The following is a 17,079-nucleotide window of genomic DNA, read 5'->3' as shown; positions in this document are numbered from 1 at the left end:
TTCTGAGCCTTCCACAACACAATCGATTACATCTTGTTCTGGGAATCGTGCCTCGCCCCTCTTAAATTATTAGAGAGCCGAAAGCCTTTTACACCCATTTACTATTTTGGCACTAACCTCAACGATCAACAGAGGGTGTCATGAAAGCGCGACTTCGGCTTTCGCACAATTTCTCTGTTGATGATGTCACAAAGTTGTTCCAATTAAATTTGGTTTTGGGTATTGCTCTGGGCTAGACGTTGCAACAAGCTTTGGTACAGTGCTTCTGGCACTGATGCATGTAGCGATCGCCCTAGTCGATTTTTTTTTTGAGCTGCTTGTAGGCAACTCGTTTGCGGACAAATATAGGCAGAACGCCCCATGCCCTGATCTAATTGTACCTTTCCCGATGGAAAGACGCGGACAATCCGCCAAAACTCATCTTTTGAGCCTACTTTCCGGCAACTAATACAGCGCCGATAATTTGGTTTCATCGTTTCTGGGTAATCTCAGTCCAGCATTCTGGATGTAAAAAGAAGTTTATTATTACTATTTTTTACTCATACCAAGTAGCTTTTGAGAAAATAATCCTTGAGACTGAGACTACAATCTACAGTATCAAAACTTTACAAATTTAATCAATTATTCATCATCGTCATTGTCAAAACTATCCTCCTCTTCTAATCCGTCCTGATTTTCATCCTCGAATTCTTCCTCATATTCAAGATCGTCTTCCTCTGATTCCTCTGATTGATATTTTGTTCTTACAGCCAGAAATTTGGCATCTTCTCCGGCATAGTCATACTTGGCTTTGTCTTTGATGTCTATTTTCCAACCAGTCAGACGGGCTGCCAAACGGACATTTTGTCCTTCTTTGCCTATGGCTAAACTCAATTGGTCTTCAGCCACTAGTACGTGAGTTTGCCGGGATTCTGGGTCCATTAGGCGTACTTCATCTACCCGGGCTGGACTTAAGGCATTGGCAATATATGTTGCTGGGTCTGGCGACCAACGAATTACATCTATTTTTTCACCACGTAATTCGTTGACTACCACTTGAATTCGCGATCCCCTAGCTCCGATACAAGCGCCTACTGGGTCTACATCGCGATCGAGGGTATCTACTGCTATTTTAGTCCGGGGGCCAACATAACGAGAAGGGGGGTTTGCCTCCCTAGCTACGGCAACAATCCGTACCACTTCATCTTCGATTTCTGGAACTTCGTTGGCAAACAGATAAACCACCAAACCAGCATCAGCGCGAGACACAAGCAACTGTGGCCCTCGTTGCTGACCTTGAGAGACTTTTTTGAGATATACCTTGAAGGTGGCATTTGCTCGATAATTATCGTTAGGCAGCTGTTCCCGCTTTGGTAATTCGGCTTCTACTTCTGGCTGACCAAAGCCACTGCTAACTGCCAGAACTACTGATTGCCGCTCAAAGCGCAGGACTCTTGCTTGCAGGACAGTTCCTTCTAAATCTTGGAACTCTTCTTGCACCATTTGGCGCTGTTGATCCCGTAATTTTTGTGCTAGTACCTGCTTGGTTTGCATTGCTGCCATCCGACCAAACTCTCCTTGGTCGGGAGTTACATCCAGCACTACAGAGTCCCCTAACTGCGCTTCGGGAGCGACTTGTTGAACTTCATCTAGGGAAATTTGGTGGTCTGTGTTATTGACTGCTTCGACAATGGTTTTGGTGGAAAGAACGCGAAATCCTTCTCCTTCAATATCGAGTTCTACTTCAAAATTCTCAAAATAATCTTCGTCAAACTGTTTGCGTTCTAAATTTTGGGCGCGACGATAACGTTCGTAGCCTTTGAGTAGTGCTTCTCTAATAGCTGATTGAACTGCAAGACGGGGTAAATTCCGCTCACGACTTATACTTTCAATTAATTCTTTTAATCCAGGTAAAGTAACCATTGACATAAGCAATCTCCTTTAAAAATTAGGGAATCGGGAGTGGGGAGTGGGGAGTGGAGACTGAAAACTACGCATTAAAGCCAGAGATTAGAGAATAGTTTTACACTAGCCTCTAATCTCTAGCCCTTAGTCCCTAACCTTTAGCCTTGAGCCAAGGTCTTCTAATCTCTAACTCCTAAGCCTTAGCCCTTTGTTTATCGGCGCTCGTCTAGCTGCACCTTAGTAATTAGGGAGCAGGGAATTTCGACTACACGACCTTTTTGGTTTAAGTAAAGTGCTGTCTCGTCCCGACGAATCAACTGACCAGTCCACTCTAGTTGTCCGTCGTAGGGGGGCGTTGTGGAGATGATGACAGGAAATCCTTTAAAGGAAATAAACTCCCTGTCTGTTACCAGTTGCCGCGAAATCCCAGGACTAGACACTTCCAAGACGTATGCATCTGGAACGATTTGGGCAGCATCTAAGGAGGCTTCTAAAGCACGGCTCATCCTCTCACAATCATTTAACCCGGTGTCTTGCTCAGGATTGCGAATGTCTATCCGCAAAACTGGTGGACTTTGGTTAGTGTGAAAAACCACGCCAACCACTTCCAATCCCAGTTCTTCTGCTACTGGTGTCGCCAAATCAATAATTTGTGGAACTAAAGGATGAGCCATGAGAAAATTCAATAAAAAAAGTGGGCACTGACCCACTTCCTGCGATAGGTATATCTTCCAAGAAGTCTTGTGACGAACCAATTATGATTCGCCTAATTCGTAGTTTAGCGCATTTCTTTTATAGTCGTGCATTGGGCATTGGGCATGGGGAAGAGGCAGAGGCGCAGGGGGAAGGGTGCAGGGGAGAGGAATTTTCACCCTGCCCCCTGCTTCCTCATCTCCCCCGGCCTCATCTTTTCACTACTGCTGGAACTGATACTTGTGTTCGTAACTGTCTGGTTTGCTCGATAATTTGGTCTATGTCTTCTTGGGACAAACGCTGGACGTAGTTGAGTTTGATTTCCTCTAAGAAGTCAAAAAGTAAACTCTGAATTTCTGAGAGTACGTGTTTTTCCTTTATTTGAGATCCTAAGACTTTGCTAAAGGTTTCTACTAGTTGACTGGTGAGTTTTGCGCCAACAGGATCTTCAACAGCACTAACTAACGTTTTGTAAAGATTAGTTGTGATTTGAGTTGCCAGTTGTTCGCTTAACTGGGTTTGAGCCTGTCCCACACCAGGGAGGTTCTGGAGATTGCGGTAGACGGGGACTTGATGGAAGACGGTTTCGATGTTGTGGCGCAAAATGGCTACGATCGCAGGTTGGATTTCGGGTAACACTTGGTAAACAATTGTCTTTACTAAAAGACCTGCGATCGCTTCCACCTCATTTACATTATTAATATCTATGTAGGGACGTAAATTTTCTTGTTGCAGTAGCCAGCGCGTTAACTCACCCTTTTGAATTGAACCCTGAACCTGGTTAATTACTCTCACTACTACAACTTCTGTGAGTTCTTCGGCAAAATTGGCGACAATCCCCTGATGAATTTGCTTTCGCACTGGATGCAAATTCAATAACCGCGCTTGATCGAGGCGAACGACTACAGGCAAAATTCGCAGCCACCGCCAAAATGGCAGTAGTAAAAATAGGTCGTACCAACGCCACAATACTGCTTCAAACCAGCTTAAACCAGGATGTCGGCGTCTAATTAAGAAAGTGCGCCCCAGCAATTCTACGCCAAATAAAATCACAAAGGGTAAATCAATAATCCAGAAATTATCAATAAATTCGCCATTTTCACCGATTTGGCGGAAGTAGTTAGAGGCAATCAAAGGGCGAATCCTCTCGTTAAAAAAAATAATTTGTTGATCCCAGCCCTTTTGTGATAAGTAAGGCTGACTCCAAAAAGTGGCAAAGGACTGTTTTGCAGATTCTTTACCGATGTGCGATCGCATCCGTTTTTTGATTTTTTCCAGAGTCCCACTCTTATTCACTCCCGCAAACGGGTTACTGTCAATCATCTCGCTGCTAAGACGACTTATTTGTATTAGTTTGCTATTTACCTGAGAAGACTCTAACCCTGTTTGTCTGACTTGTTCTTCTAATGCATCTACTGTTTCTAGATAACTTTTTGTGTCTCGATGGGGTTCAATACCTTTTATTGGGTCATAAATCTGAATAATTTGGGGAACTTTACGCAAGTAGAAATCTCGCCAAGGTACGTAACTTAAATTAAACAAAACTAAACCTAAATTTACAGTGGCAGTAATTGCCATAATTCTTTCAAACCAAAGATTCCGCTGCTTAGAAGGTTTTATATTTTTCATGTTTTGTCATATATTATACATGTTAGGTTATTTTGAATATAAGCTTTTTCATTTATCGAAACGAAACAGAATTCAGGAGTCAGAATGGGCTAAACCTTAGCTATCCTTTAACAGAATGAATTTTAAACGAAGGTCACAACCCTCTCTGTTCGCACAACATCTCCAATTGCCCTCGCTCTAGCTTGACACAAGTGACAGATGTATGCACTACTGTAATTTAGTGTTCAAGAGGTGGATTCGATTCAAATGACGCTGTATCTCTGCTAATATAAGATACTCCTTTTGATAGATGACAAAAATTAGTTTTTGTAGACAAAGTTAAATTTGACAAAAATAAATCACAAATTATTCAAAAAACATTAAAAAACTGCAAAAAAAGTTATTAAACAAACTTAAAATGCAGCTGTTAACATTTATAATCCTGCTGGTTTAACTCAAAGGAGTTTTAAGTATGTGGTGTGGGTTTGGAAAATCAAGCGCGAACTTTGCTGTTACTTGCCTGATAACGGCTAGTGTTGTAATTGCAGACACAGGTTTTGCAGCCTCTCAACGTAGCTATACCCCCCAGCAATTCCGTGCTGTGTTGCGAGGGTTAGGCTATAACGTCAAGGTAACAAATGGTGCTTTGACGGATGAGGAAACTAAAAAGGCAATTCGTGAATTTCAGACAGGTTATAAGCTAAAACCAGTTGATGGGATAGCAGGGCCAAAAACCCAACAATTTGCTGCTAACATAGTTCAGATTTTGCACACAAATTTGAATGCAGTAGTAAAGCCAAATCCTCCTCTCCCGCGAGATCATTTTTATGGTTCCCGGACAGAAGATGTGGTGAAGGAGTATCAGAAGAAATATCAGTTGCAAGAAACTGGAATTGCTAATTTAGCACTCCGCCAAAAGGTGAATGAAGAAGCAAAGACAGTCTTCAGTCAGCCAACAGCTACACCGACGGCTAAACCGACGGCTAAACCAACAGCTAAACCGACGGCTAAACCAACAGCCAAACCGACGGCTAAACCAACAGCCAAACCAACGGCTAAACCAACAGCCAAACCAACGGCTACACCGACAGCTTCACCAATGGCTACACCGACAGCTACGCCAACAGCTACGCCAACGGCTACACCGACAGCTTCACCAACAGCTACACCAACAACTACACCAACAACTACACCCTAGTCGCCACAAAAACTCCTACCCCAAACCTCTTAAATCATTTGATTTGGTTCTTCTAAGGGTCTGCCCTTGGGTATAGGTAGAATTCGACGGGGGTCATTGTAAGGCATAGGAATGTATAGGACGCTGGGTCGGCCTCCTTGTGGCTGTGGGTACAAATCCATGAGATCATAAATAGAATGGGGCAGTCCGACAGTTACGGGCAGCCCCATTTCTGTTGCCTCTTCTATAGTGATGGGATAGTCGTGGGTGACGCGACCGGTTGTCAAGGCTTCGATAATCGATTCAATATTTTCTGGTAGAACTTTTTGTTTGGGTATACTATCTTTTAGCAGAGTCCGTACAAACCTCTGTACCTGCCCAATTGCTTTGCGTGAGAGGTCGGCCATAATTAGAGTCTGGTCATCAATCTCACTGATGGGTTTATCTTCCACTACTTTTAGGATACTTGCTGCTGGGTAGTTACCCAATTGGGGATCAACTGGCCCTAAGACAGCGTTAGCATCCATAATAATTTCATCAGAGGCGATCGCAAGCATTGTACCGCCACTCATAGCATAGTGGGGTACAAAGACTGTAACTTTTGCTTGGTGGCGAATTAATGCTCTGGCGATTTGTTCTGTAGCTAAAACCAAACCACCAGGAGTGTGCAAAATTAAGTCAATCGGCACATCTGGGGGTGTGAGGCGAATTGCTCGCAATATTTGTTCTGAGTCTTCGATAGTAATGTAGCGAGATAAGGGAATTCCCAGGAAGCTAATAGACTCTTGACGATGAATGAGCAAAATTACCCGACTTTTGCGTTCCTGCTGGAATTGTTGTAAAGCACGCAAGCGGCGATATTCTATTTGACGTTTTTGCCAAAGGGGTTGCAAAGAAGTCAGAAGTAGAAAAATCCAGAATAAATCACCAATACCAAAGCCCATAAATATTAATTCTTGTTCAAAAATAACGGTTGCCGTCATTATTGTGACAATTTCTGAGCGATCGCATTTCTATCTGTAGGTTTAAAACTATCGAACCACAAGCACAGAGAGATAATTCAAAATTACGAATTACGTTAGCGCAGCGTTAGCGAGTCATCGAGCGTCATTACGAATTACGAATTATTTATTATCCCCGTCGCCAAATCTTGATAGTGTCGTCATCACCACCACTAACTAGGGTTTGACCATCTGGATTGAAGGCGACACATCGAACATAACTAGAATGTCCTACAAGTGTGCTGATTTCTCTGCCACTGTGTACGTGCCACAGTTTGATAGTGTTGTCCCAACTGCCACTAGCGAGAAATTGACCATCATGGCTAAAGGCAACTGACCAAACTGAATCAAAATGCCCAATGAGAGTCCGAATTTCTCTGCCTGTATTTACATCCCACAGTTTAATTGTGTTGTCACCACTGCCACTGGCGATAATTTCCCCATCCTTGCTAAAGGCGATACAGTTAACAAAGAAGGAATGACCTAATAATGTGCAAATGTTTCTACCTGTGTATACTTGCCATAATTTAATGGTGTAATCAGTACTGGCACTAGCCACAAGCTCTCTATCTTTGCTATTAGTTGCAGGCGTTGTTGGAGAATAGGCAACTGAAGAAACTGAGTCAGAATGGCCTATGAGAGTTTGGGTTTCTCTGCCTGTATTTACATCCCACAGTTTAATTTTGCAGTCAACACTGCCACTAGCCAGAAATTTGCCATCTGGACTAAAGGCAACGGAATTCACCCAATTAGTATGACCAGTGAGAGTACGAATTTCTTTGCCTGTGTTTACATCCCACAATTTGATGGTGTTATCCCAACTACCGCTAGCTAAAATTTCCGAGTTCAGTTCTGCAACTCCCGCAGATTTGCCTGACTCCCTTTGATAAGAAAGCTTTGAGGACACTGGGCTAAAGGTGACCGCATGAACCATACTGGAATGACCAGAAGACCAACGACCTAGTTGACGCACTAGCTTGCCAGTACCCAGTTGCCAAAGTTTAATAGTATGGTCATTACTGCCGCTAGCAATAAATTGCCCGTCTGAGCTAATGGCGATCGCATGAACCATACTAGAATGACCTTTGAGGGTCTGTACACATTGCCAGTTCTGTTGATCTAATACAACAGGTGGAGGTGGTTTAAGTCTAGGCGTTATCACCAAGTTAGATGATATTGGTGCAATCTTATTGCCACCAGTATCAGAACCCAATAAATCTAACCACTCCTGCACAGACTGGGGACGATAGGTTGACTCCAAATCCATGCCGCACATAATAGCCTGATTCACCCTGTCGCTGATTTTAGGATTAAAATATTGTGGTGGTTCTAAATTAATATTGTGACGTCTATCATCCGCACTCGTTGGTATAACTGCGGTAAGTAAATTATACAAAGTAGCAGCTAAGGCGTATATATCAATGTATTCTCCTCGTGGCGCTTCTGATTCATACTGCTCAGGTGGGGCAAAACCAGGAGTACGATACACTGTATGCCTTTGGATCATATTGGGAATAAATTCTCTAGCGATGCCAAAATCTATCAGCACTGCTTCTGATTTATCAATGCGGATCATAATATTACGTGGTTTGAGATCCCGATGCAGCAGCCCTTTAGAGTGAATTACCGTCAAAGCGTTCCCAATTTGCCTGATGTATAGTAGCGCTTCTGCTTCTGATAGCACCCCCATCCGTCTTAGGCGCTGCCCTAAGTCTTCGCCTTCAATGTAATCCATCACCATGCAGGGCAAATTTCCCTCATCAAAGATGGTTTCTATCTGTACTATATGAGGATGGTGACACACAGCCAGCCGAACTGCTTCATCACGGAAGTCTTGCCGTAACTTGTTTCGGTGGAGTATCCAGGCGGGGTGATTCAGAATTTCTTCTTTGAGAGTTTTAATCACTCGCAGTTGATTCCGTTGATTTCTGGCAAGATAAGTAATGCCAATTCCGCCTTCACCTAGTTGGCTTTCAATAATGTACCGTCCACCAAATAAAGACTTTCCTGCATTCCACACCATTAGTAATATTTGACAATTTCTGGTATTTATTTTGGCACGGTATCAGAACAGCCAACACGAATTTTTGGAAATTCAATTTTGTTTTGCTGTTGTAGCTTTTTGAATTACTTACTTAGAGAACATTTTCATTAACCTCAATAATTACTAATATAGAGTTGGGTATACCCTAATAGTTTTAGCTAAACTATACTTTTACACCAAAATTTTATTTAATTGTTCATGCTAAAGTAAACGATGACTTTAGCAATATTTGGTCATAATAATTTGACGTGTAGGTAATGTAAAATTATGCTAAAGAATCTGAAGTTGAAACAAAAGTTTACAATTCTGCTACTGGTCATTCTGACATTCGGTCTGAGCTTGAGTGGATTTGCTCTTTCTTCTCTGCTTAGAGAGAATGCTAAACAAGATATTAGCTCAACAGGTCTTATGCTCATACAAACCATGAGTTCTATTCGTAAATATACCAATACTCAAGTTAATCCAGAGCTAGCTGATAAATTGGCAACTGAGTTTTTGCCGCAAAGTGTGCCTGCATACTCAGCACGGGAGGTATTTGAGATTTTACGGAAAACACCAGACTACCGTGATTTCTTTTACAAAGAAGCAACTTTAAATCCGACAAATCTTCGGGATAAGGCTGACGGTTTTGAGACGGAAATTGTAGAAAGGTTCAGAAATAAATCAGACCTGAAAGAAGTTAGTGGATTTCGCTCAATTCCTGGTGGGGATATCTTTTATATTGCTCGTCCTTTACCAGTTTCTGAACAAAGTTGTTTGGTCTGCCATAGTGTACCAGAAGCTGCACCTCCAAGTATGATTAATCTTTATGGTACAGCTAATGGATTTGGGTGGAAGCTAAATGAAATTGTCGGTGCTCAGATTATTACAGTACCAGCAAATAACGTCATCAACAAAGCCCATCAGTCTTCCTTACTAATTATTCTAATTGTATCAACTATTTTTATAGCTACTATCCTGTTAGTAAACTATTTCTTGAATCAACAAGTTGTAATGCCTCTCAAACGCATGACTCGCATCGCCGAAGAAGTTAGTACTGGACACATGGATGTTGAATTCGAGCAGATGTCTAATGATGAAATCGGTAATTTAGCTAAAGCCTTTAAACGGATGCAGTTAAGTTTAGAAATGGCAATGAAAAGAATCAAACGCACTCAGGGAGGTATAGGGGATTAAAATAATTCGTAATTCGTAATGTTAGTTGTGCAACGGATATTTAGACTTAACCACAAAACTGGCTGCCTTTAGTTGCTCTTTACTTAAACTCTGAGAATTAGTTAAACAATTCAAAATTATTTCTAAATTAAAGGTGGTCTATATATTTATGAGAATAAGCTTTTTTTGAACTCAAAAGCTGCTTGAAAGTCAGGAATTTCCCTGGCTATGAGTTCAATAAATTGGTCGGGTGAAATGTAAGGATTTTGATCTAATATTTCTTCTATAACTAGATTTGCCATTGGCCCGATGTGATAAGCTAACTCTTGATGGCAATGTTTAATAAATGCTGGTTGGAGCGAAGGTTGCTGTTCTTTAATTCGCCCAATTTGCGGAATAGCTGGTGAAGTAGGTGAACTAAAAATTGTTTCTCCAGGTTGGTTGTATGACGACGATATTGCCGACATGGGCTGAAATTCAGGATTAAATACGGTAGGGGGCAAATCATCAAGTATGATTGCAGGAGACATTGCCACTTCTGGTTCTCCAATCTGCTCTAAATCTATAAAAACTTCCCTAGCTGTTTGGTATCGCTTATTAGGTCTATCTGCCAACATCTGATCGAGTACTTGAGCAAACCCATCAGTAACATAGGTATAATAACGCCAGTTCCATTCTAAGGAATATTGATCCATTAGTAAGGATGGATCTCTACCTGTCAGTAATACAATAGCTGTTACTCCCAAAGCATAAAGGTCACTAGAGGGAGAACATAAACCCAAGCTAATCTGTTCTCGGGGAGCATATCCCACTTTGCCGACAAGGGACATTTTACCAACAAAGGTCACCTGGTTGTTAGAACTTCTCCCTTCATTGATGTCAGCAATTTGCTTGCCAACACCGAAATCAATTAGCACTGGTAGATCCTTGCCATCAGGTAACATAATGTTATCAGGCGAAATATCTCGATGGATGATGTTGTGCTGGTGAACATATTCCAAAACAGGCAGCAGATTTTTTAGCCACTCTATAACTTCCTCTTCAGAAAAGTTTCTGCCTTGACGTTGAAGTTCTCCCAGCAGCCTAGAATATGTTTTACCGTCAACATACTCTTGCACTAGGAATAATCGACCATCTCCTTCAAAGCAAGCCAAAAACTTGGGAATTTGAGGATGTTGCAATTGATGAAGAATTTTTGCCTCTCTTTTAAACAAGTTGCGATATTGTTCCAGCCCACTCTCCCCTGTGCCAATGGGCGCAAACTCTTTGAGAACACAAGCTTCATTAAACCGACGAGTGTCAAAGGCCAAGTAAGTTCGCCCCAATCCTCCCTGCCCCAGAAGTTTTTGGATAATATAGCGGTTATCGATTAGAGTTCCAGCAGCTATTTCTGGTCTTGTCATAGGGGACTGTGACATCTCATCGCACTCCTTGCGATTTTATTATTGATAGATTATTCAGTTTGCTGAAAGTCAGAAACTCTAGCTGATATTGGCTTATAACATCCCTAAAATTGAGATTAGCATCACTGTCAAGACAAGGAAATACACTTTTCTACAATCTTTCGACGGTCTTGTGTGACCAAATAGACAATTTTTACCTAAGCACTTCGATCATACTACTCATACTTACGTATTTTAGCAGCCGGAACATAATCAGTGTCTGCGGTAATCTCTGCGACTGCTCTGGGCATCGTCTTTTGGATTCGCAGATGAACCACATTTTACCTCTAGTAATTCAATTGGCACTGAGCTTTGGAACAGTAAAGATATAGCGTGATATGATAGTTTCTCAGAAAAACTGAGGTTGCTATAGATTTGCTGAAAAAATTATTATATATATCTCAAGTGCTGAATATGCGTTAGCGCAGCTCGTTGTAGACATCGCTCTCAAAAATTAATCTTTCTGAGAGTCAATATCGTTATCAAATAACTGTTTCAGCATCGGCTATCAAGGTTTTCAGTATAGGTGATTCCTCAACAGCAGGTAATTATGCTGCGTATAAAAAAATACTCATGAAGCTACAATAATTCATCTAGTTCATCAGGATTCACACCTAATTGACGCAAACGTTCTGCTAATTGTTCTGCTTTTCGTTTAGCTTGAGCAGCTTCTTGTTCAGCAATCATAGCTCGTTGGGTTGCAGCAGCAGCTTCCTCAGTGGGTGCGGGAATTAATTCTCCCGTCAAAGTGAACCACCTTAACCATAACCTTTCAATATCTCGAAATGAACCTTGCCATAAGCCTAAACTTAAATCTATCTCTGGCATTAGTAGGTATCCATTAGTCAAGTTCATCGGTTCATAGTGACCGCCGACTAACTGAAAAGCCCGAAGTTCATTAGTGTAGCGACTAAAAACAACATAGTAGGGAATCCGCAAAATTCGTTCATAAACTTCCCATTTGCTAGGAGGTTTATCTGCTGCACTTTCTCTTTTTGTGCCTAAATCTTCGTCTTCTGTACCTGGAGATAATAACTCAACAACCACAAAGGGATTTGCTGGCTCTTGCCAAGTTACATAACTTAACCGTAAATCTTGCCCTTTGTATAATTTTCCTACACCTACTACACCAAACCAATCTGGGCGCTTATACCACAAAGGATGCTGGAGATCATAGTAGAGATTAAGGTCAGCCGCACTGTAAACTAGTTCGGGATTCCAGTTAATGGGCTGAAAAGTTAAGTATAAAAGTAAGGGTTGTAAAAAGTGAAAATCGTCTGGCAAGCCTGGTTCCTCTGGGTTGTCACTTGGTAAATCATACATCGTTGGTAGAGTTTCCCAAGGAGGAAGCGGGGGATCAGATTGAGGAATATAGTGGGGAGAAGAAGTCATAATAAAAATTGTGTTATAGTAGCAACTTAATTTCCGCAGATTCTCCTAATGCTTCATTGAATACGATTAATTTCCCCTGTTCATCAGCGCCTAATTGCTGGTTAGCATTGAGCAATTCAATCCCATAAATTGTGCCATCAGGAGCAATATCTACATTCATTTCTTGACTGACTTGAATTGTTTCTACTTGTGCAGTTTTCTTTTGGAGATAGATATAAGCTATGTTGTATCTTGGATCGTAAGTAAGTTTCATTGAAATTTTCCCTTTAAAAGTATTTGACGATAACTGTAATAACTAACCAGTATTCTTCCTCTTGAACAGCTATTGCTTCAACTTTTTTAGTAGTATAAAACTTTCCATTCCATTCAGCATTGAAGGGAAAGTTACATCTAAATCCAGTTCTACCAGATTGAGCAGGAAAAGTAACACCATGTTCGACTGTGGCAATAACTTCTGTTTCTGTTGCCCCACGTTCATTTAATCGTGCTTGTGCATAGGGATGCAACCTGACGTTCATATATGCTTTAATTTTAACTCCCACAAATCCTACATTAAAATGGACTTGCGTTATTAAATCGGAAATAAATTCTAGACAGTTTATGTTAATAGCGAAATACCTTGTCAAGTCCTAATACTATTTTGACGCTGTTATTCCACAACTAGCTGCGATCGCCATATTTTGATATTTCCGCTAGCATCTCCAGCAGCAAGCCAACCACCATAGGGGGTAAAGGCGACGGAATGAACTGAGTCAAAAAGACTCAGGGTGCAAATTTCTTTGCCTGTTGCTATTGACCACAGTTTGATAGTGTTGTCGTCATTACCACTAGCCAGAATTTGCCCATCACTACTGATGGCGACGGAATTAACAAAACTGGAATGACCACTCAGGGTGCAAATTTCGCTTCCTGTTGTCACTGACCACAGTTTGATAGTCTTGTCCCAACTACCACTAGCCAGGATTTGCCCATCACTACTGATGGCGACGCAATGAACCCACCGGGAATGACCACTCAGGGTGCGAATTTCTCTTCCTGTTGTCACCGACCACAGTTTGATAGTCCCGTCACCACTACCACTAGCCAGGATTTGCCCATCACTACTGATGGCGACGGAATTAACCGAATAGGAATTGGCGTAATTTATCTTGCTTGCTTATCCAGGCGGGATGATTCAGGATTTGTTCTCTGAGGGTTTTGATCCATCGTCTTACCTAACAACTGGTATTCACCCCTACTTGAATCATTTGTGAGAAATAAGATCCCCGACTTGTTAAACAAGCCGGGGATCAGTGGCTTTCAATTTTTCCTAAAACATTTCATCACACTTCTGGTTCAATTCCCGCCGCCCGCAATTGTGCTGCTAGTCGTTCAGCACGTTGCCGTTCCTGTTCGGCGCGTTGGCGTTCCTGTTGGGCTAACTCGGAACCCCAAGGCAAAAGGTTTCCTTGTTCATCCCACCACCGTAACCACTTTCCTGCGCGGTTTTCACGAGTACCTTGCCACACCCCAAGGTAAAGATTCATTTCTGCTATCCAGTAGCGTTGATTTTCATCAGGCTCTTGCAAAATGTACTGTTCTGTGTTTCGGAAGCGATACATTTCGATATTGCCGCTATCTGGCTCAAAGATGATGTAGTTTGGCACTTTTAAGATGCGCTCGTAGAAAAACCATTTTCCTGGTGGATATGTCGCTTTGATAGAATATTCTGTCTCCTGTATATCGGAAATAAACTCCATTACAATTACGGGAATATCACCCTGTAATTGAGGTGTGTAACTGCGTGTTACTTCTTCTCTACTAACATTAATTTTGGCAATGAAAGCCCAATCAGGGGCTTTAATGACCATTTTGTTGTTTAGAGTGGCACAAATGCCGTAATTAGTTGTTGTTAGAGTGTTAGCTGAAATTTTTCCGGCTAATTGTAGGCTTTCTGTGAGTGCAGCAGCTAAGGCTGGTTGATTGATATTGTCCACTGGATCATCTGGGAGTTTGTAATCATCGGGTAGTTTTTCCCAAGTGATTTGGTAGTCTTGGGTGAGGGTTGTCATAGTCGGTTTTCCTTTAGTGTGTAAAAGGGACTAGGGATTGGGTTTTCACTCGTAAAAATTATGGAATTTGCTTTGAACCCTGCCAAATTTTGGAACAATCTCTCAGTACCTAGTCCCGGAATTACTCTTCTTCATCAGGTTCTAAATCGTCTGCTGTCAATTCCTGATGCGGGATGGCGGCGATAATCGCATCTATTACTTTGGATACTTGTAATATTTCAATATTTAAGTCGGGAAATTTTGTCCCTTTTGGCACGATCGCTCGTTTAAATCCCAACTTAGCTGCTTCTTTCAACCGCAGTTCCATTTGGGAAACCGATCGCACTTGTCCACCTAGCCCAACTTCACCGATTAATACTGTACCGGGATCGACTATGCGATCGCGGAAACTAGCAACGATCGCGATCGCAATTCCCAAATCTACCGCAGGTTCTTCCACATTCAACCCACCCGCAGAAGCAACGTAAGAATCCAATTTGGACATGGGAATTCCCACCCGTTTTTCTAAGACAGCGAGAATTTGCACCAAGCGGTTGTAATCTACGCCAGTACCAGCCCGACGGGGTGAGGGATAGCTGGTGGGACTCACCAAAGCTTGCAATTCCACAACTATCGGGCGAGTACCTTCGCAAGCAACGACAATGGCAGTACCAGGTGCAGGATCGTCACGGTTGCCTAAAAATAGCTCTGAGGGGTTGGAGACTTCTCGCAATCCATCTGCCACCATTTCAAAGATGCCGATTTCGTGAGTTGCACCAAAACGGTTTTTTACTGTCCGTAATAACCGATGAGAAGCAAAGCGATCGCCTTCAAAATACAACACCGTATCTACTAAATGTTCTAAAACTTTTGGCCCGGCGATCGCTCCTTCTTTGGTAACGTGTCCCACAATCAGCATAGTTACATCTTCGTGCTTCGCCACCTTCATCAATGCTGCTGTACATTCCCGTACCTGAGCCACTGAACCTGGTGCAGAAGTCAACGCCGGAAAAAACACTGTTTGGATACTATCAATCACCGCCACGTTTGGCTTTAGAGAGTCTATTTCCCGTAAAATTTCTTCTAAATCTGTTTCTGGCAGTACATATAAATCTGCACCTATACTGTCAGGGTCTATGGGAAGTGTCGGATCTACTACCACAATGGGATTCTCATCATTAACCACATTTACGCTTTTTGATACTCCCAAACGAGAAGCTCGTAATTTTACCTGCTGTCCCGATTCTTCACCAGTTACGTAAAGGATGCGATATTTCTGTGCTAATTGATTTGATACTTGCAACAATAAAGTCGATTTACCAATACCCGGATCGCCGCCAATCAGCACCATAGAGCCAGGGACAACCCCGCCCCCAAGCACACGATCCAATTCTTCATAACCAGACTCCCATCGGGCAATTTGACGATCGGTAATTTGGTCAAATGTTAAAGAGGCTCGCGCTTTAGCTGGTTTAGAGTGAGATTTGCCATTGTTTTGAGTTGATTGCCAACTACTCACCCCCCCCCGACTGGGTACATCTACTGAGGATTGAATAGAAATTTGTTCTTCTAGAGAGTTGTAAGTGCCACAAGCAGGACATTTACCAAACCATTGGGGCGATTCGGCTCCACATTCGTTACATACAAAAAAGGTTTTTGGCTTTGCCATTCTTAAATCTTATTAAATAATTTTAATATTTACTTAATTCTTGAAAAAAACTAAAATCCAATAATAGTAGTATTTAGAGCTTTTTCCAAATCAATTGATGGAATGATATCTTAATATTATGGTATTAAAAATTAATCATGTAAATTTTTAGTGAAGGAGCGTTGAGAAACTTGGAAAGCCATAAAGAAAAAATCTTGGTGGTAGACGACGAAGCCAGCATTCGCCGGATTTTGGAAACGCGCCTTTCCATGATTGGCTACGATGTAGTGACGGCTGGCGACGGGGAAGAAGCATTAGATATTTTTCGCAAAACTGATCCTGACCTGGTAGTTTTGGATGTAATGATGCCAAAGCTAGACGGCTATGGTGTATGTCAAGAATTACGAAAAGAATCAGATGTCCCCATTATTATGCTAACAGCCTTGGGGGATGTAGCCGATCGCATCACCGGTCTAGAATTGGGTGCTGATGACTACGTAGTTAAACCATTTTCCCCCAAAGAGTTAGAAGCTCGAATTCGTTCAGTGTTGCGGCGAGTAGACAAGAATGGTGCATCTGGCATTCCCAGTTCTGGGGTAATCCATGTCGCTAACATTAAAATCGATACGAATAAGCGACAAGTCTACAAAGGCGATGAGCGGATTCGATTGACCGGTATGGAGTTCAGCTTACTAGAGTTGTTAGTCAGTCGCTCTGGAGAAGCTTTTTCTCGTTCAGAAATTTTGCAGGAAGTTTGGGGTTACACACCAGAGCGCCATGTTGATACCCGCGTAGTGGATGTGCATATATCCCGTTTGCGGGCAAAATTAGAAGATGATCCTAGCAACCCAGAATTGATTCTGACAGCACGAGGTACTGGTTATCTTTTCCAGCGAATTATTGAACCAGGGGAGGAGTGAGGAGATGAGGCAGGGGCAGGGAGCAGGGAGCAGGGGGAGAAGAACTATTAATTATTGTCCAATGCCCAATGCCCAATGACTAATG

General features: G+C 42.1%; 15 protein-coding genes and 1 pseudogene. 3 read left to right on the top strand and 13 right to left on the bottom strand.

What is annotated here, in order from left to right; translation table 11 throughout:
• Window positions 1-203: 203 nt before the first annotated feature.
• From V7K25_RS24475 to V7K25_RS24460, 4 genes are all read right to left on the bottom strand, one after another.
• Window positions 204-473 carry a YlxR family protein gene (locus V7K25_RS24475; protein WP_335161411.1) on the bottom strand — a complete coding sequence of 90 codons (270 nt, stop codon included), beginning with the start codon at window positions 471-473 and terminating at the stop codon, window positions 204-206.
• Window positions 474-621: 148 nt separating this feature from the next.
• Window positions 622-1,908 (bottom strand): transcription termination factor NusA, encoded by a 1,287-nt coding sequence (nusA, locus tag V7K25_RS24470; protein WP_335161409.1) that lies wholly within the window; start codon window positions 1,906-1,908, stop codon window positions 622-624.
• A 188-nt stretch (window positions 1,909-2,096) separates the two neighbouring features.
• Window positions 2,097-2,558 (bottom strand): ribosome maturation factor RimP, encoded by a 462-nt coding sequence (rimP, locus tag V7K25_RS24465; RefSeq protein WP_335161407.1) that lies wholly within the window; start codon window positions 2,556-2,558, stop codon window positions 2,097-2,099.
• A gap of 229 nt (window positions 2,559-2,787) precedes the next feature.
• Complete coding sequence (locus tag V7K25_RS24460; protein WP_442948113.1) at window positions 2,788-4,206, bottom strand: hypothetical protein; 1,419 nt, start codon at window positions 4,204-4,206, stop codon at window positions 2,788-2,790.
• Between the two features lie 451 nt (window positions 4,207-4,657).
• Here V7K25_RS24460 and V7K25_RS24455 point away from each other — a divergent pair, with 451 nt between their 5' ends.
• Window positions 4,658-5,383 carry a peptidoglycan-binding protein gene (locus tag V7K25_RS24455; RefSeq protein WP_335161403.1) on the top strand — a complete coding sequence of 242 codons (726 nt, stop codon included), beginning with the start codon at window positions 4,658-4,660 and terminating at the stop codon, window positions 5,381-5,383.
• Window positions 5,384-5,412: 29 nt separating this feature from the next.
• Here V7K25_RS24455 and V7K25_RS24450 read toward each other — a convergent pair whose 3' ends face one another.
• Both V7K25_RS24450 and V7K25_RS24445 read right to left on the bottom strand, forming a co-directional pair.
• Window positions 5,413-6,306: an SDH family Clp fold serine proteinase gene (locus V7K25_RS24450; protein WP_335161611.1), complete on the bottom strand. Its 894-nt coding sequence runs from the start codon at window positions 6,304-6,306 to the stop codon at window positions 5,413-5,415.
• A 187-nt stretch (window positions 6,307-6,493) separates the two neighbouring features.
• A complete protein-coding gene (locus V7K25_RS24445; RefSeq protein ID WP_335161401.1) occupies window positions 6,494-8,386 on the bottom strand; it encodes a serine/threonine-protein kinase in 1,893 nt (630 codons plus the stop codon).
• A 288-nt stretch (window positions 8,387-8,674) separates the two neighbouring features.
• Between V7K25_RS24445 and V7K25_RS24440 the strand changes: the two genes are divergently transcribed.
• Window positions 8,675-9,583 carry a c-type heme family protein gene (locus V7K25_RS24440; RefSeq protein WP_335161399.1) on the top strand — a complete coding sequence of 303 codons (909 nt, stop codon included), beginning with the start codon at window positions 8,675-8,677 and terminating at the stop codon, window positions 9,581-9,583.
• 146 nt (window positions 9,584-9,729) lie between these two features.
• Here the strand turns inward: V7K25_RS24440 and V7K25_RS24435 are convergent, their stop codons facing one another.
• The 7 genes and pseudogenes from V7K25_RS24435 to radA all read right to left on the bottom strand — a co-directional run bounded on the left by V7K25_RS24435 (window position 9,730) and on the right by radA (window position 16,095).
• Window positions 9,730-10,980, bottom strand: a complete 1,251-nt coding sequence (locus V7K25_RS24435) for a serine/threonine-protein kinase (protein WP_335161397.1) — start codon at window positions 10,978-10,980, stop codon at window positions 9,730-9,732.
• A 603-nt stretch (window positions 10,981-11,583) separates the two neighbouring features.
• Window positions 11,584-12,396 (bottom strand): Uma2 family endonuclease, encoded by an 813-nt coding sequence (locus V7K25_RS24430; RefSeq protein ID WP_335161395.1) that lies wholly within the window; start codon window positions 12,394-12,396, stop codon window positions 11,584-11,586.
• 13 nt (window positions 12,397-12,409) lie between these two features.
• Complete coding sequence (locus tag V7K25_RS24425; protein WP_335161393.1) at window positions 12,410-12,649, bottom strand: DUF2283 domain-containing protein; 240 nt, start codon at window positions 12,647-12,649, stop codon at window positions 12,410-12,412.
• Between the two features lie 13 nt (window positions 12,650-12,662).
• Entirely contained in the window at window positions 12,663-12,914 is a 252-nt protein-coding gene (locus tag V7K25_RS24420; protein WP_335161391.1) for a hypothetical protein, read from the bottom strand.
• 131 nt (window positions 12,915-13,045) lie between these two features.
• Window positions 13,046-13,522, bottom strand: a pseudogene (locus V7K25_RS24415) (WD40 repeat domain-containing protein); the annotation flags it as partial.
• A 196-nt stretch (window positions 13,523-13,718) separates the two neighbouring features.
• Window positions 13,719-14,447: a Uma2 family endonuclease gene (locus tag V7K25_RS24410; protein WP_335161389.1), complete on the bottom strand. Its 729-nt coding sequence runs from the start codon at window positions 14,445-14,447 to the stop codon at window positions 13,719-13,721.
• A 121-nt stretch (window positions 14,448-14,568) separates the two neighbouring features.
• Window positions 14,569-16,095 (bottom strand): DNA repair protein RadA, encoded by a 1,527-nt coding sequence (gene radA, locus V7K25_RS24405; RefSeq protein ID WP_335161387.1) that lies wholly within the window; start codon window positions 16,093-16,095, stop codon window positions 14,569-14,571.
• 170 nt (window positions 16,096-16,265) lie between these two features.
• On the opposite strand from radA, the gene rpaB reads away from it, so the two are divergent.
• A complete protein-coding gene (gene rpaB, locus V7K25_RS24400) occupies window positions 16,266-16,994 on the top strand; it encodes a response regulator transcription factor RpaB (protein ID WP_100898636.1) in 729 nt (242 codons plus the stop codon).
• Window positions 16,995-17,079 lie beyond the last annotated feature (85 nt).

The organism is Nostoc sp., assembly GCF_036919495.1.
Taxonomy (GTDB): Bacteria; Cyanobacteriota; Cyanobacteriia; order Cyanobacteriales; family Nostocaceae; genus Nostoc.
Note: the sequence above shows the minus strand (reverse complement) of the source record. Positions and strands in the feature narration are given on the sequence as shown.

Coding starts and splice junctions, on each gene's coding strand:
- V7K25_RS24475 (WP_335161411.1), bottom strand. CDS start 473: ATGAAACCAAATTATCGGCGCTGTATTAGTTGCCGGAAAGTAGGCTCA.
- V7K25_RS24410 (WP_335161389.1), bottom strand. CDS start 14,447: ATGACAACCCTCACCCAAGACTACCAAATCACTTGGGAAAAACTACCC.
- V7K25_RS24435 (WP_335161397.1), bottom strand. CDS start 10,980: ATGTCACAGTCCCCTATGACAAGACCAGAAATAGCTGCTGGAACTCTA.
- V7K25_RS24445 (WP_335161401.1), bottom strand. CDS start 8,386: ATGGTGTGGAATGCAGGAAAGTCTTTATTTGGTGGACGGTACATTATT.
- radA (WP_335161387.1), bottom strand. CDS start 16,095: ATGGCAAAGCCAAAAACCTTTTTTGTATGTAACGAATGTGGAGCCGAA.
- V7K25_RS24425 (WP_335161393.1), bottom strand. CDS start 12,649: ATGAAACTTACTTACGATCCAAGATACAACATAGCTTATATCTATCTC.
- V7K25_RS24460 (WP_442948113.1), bottom strand. CDS start 4,206: ATGAAAAATATAAAACCTTCTAAGCAGCGGAATCTTTGGTTTGAAAGA.
- V7K25_RS24430 (WP_335161395.1), bottom strand. CDS start 12,396: ATGACTTCTTCTCCCCACTATATTCCTCAATCTGATCCCCCGCTTCCT.
- V7K25_RS24455 (WP_335161403.1), top strand. CDS start 4,658: ATGTGGTGTGGGTTTGGAAAATCAAGCGCGAACTTTGCTGTTACTTGC.
- V7K25_RS24420 (WP_335161391.1), bottom strand. CDS start 12,914: ATGAACGTCAGGTTGCATCCCTATGCACAAGCACGATTAAATGAACGT.
- rimP (WP_335161407.1), bottom strand. CDS start 2,558: ATGGCTCATCCTTTAGTTCCACAAATTATTGATTTGGCGACACCAGTA.
- V7K25_RS24450 (WP_335161611.1), bottom strand. CDS start 6,306: ATGGGCTTTGGTATTGGTGATTTATTCTGGATTTTTCTACTTCTGACT.
- V7K25_RS24440 (WP_335161399.1), top strand. CDS start 8,675: ATGCTAAAGAATCTGAAGTTGAAACAAAAGTTTACAATTCTGCTACTG.
- nusA (WP_335161409.1), bottom strand. CDS start 1,908: ATGTCAATGGTTACTTTACCTGGATTAAAAGAATTAATTGAAAGTATA.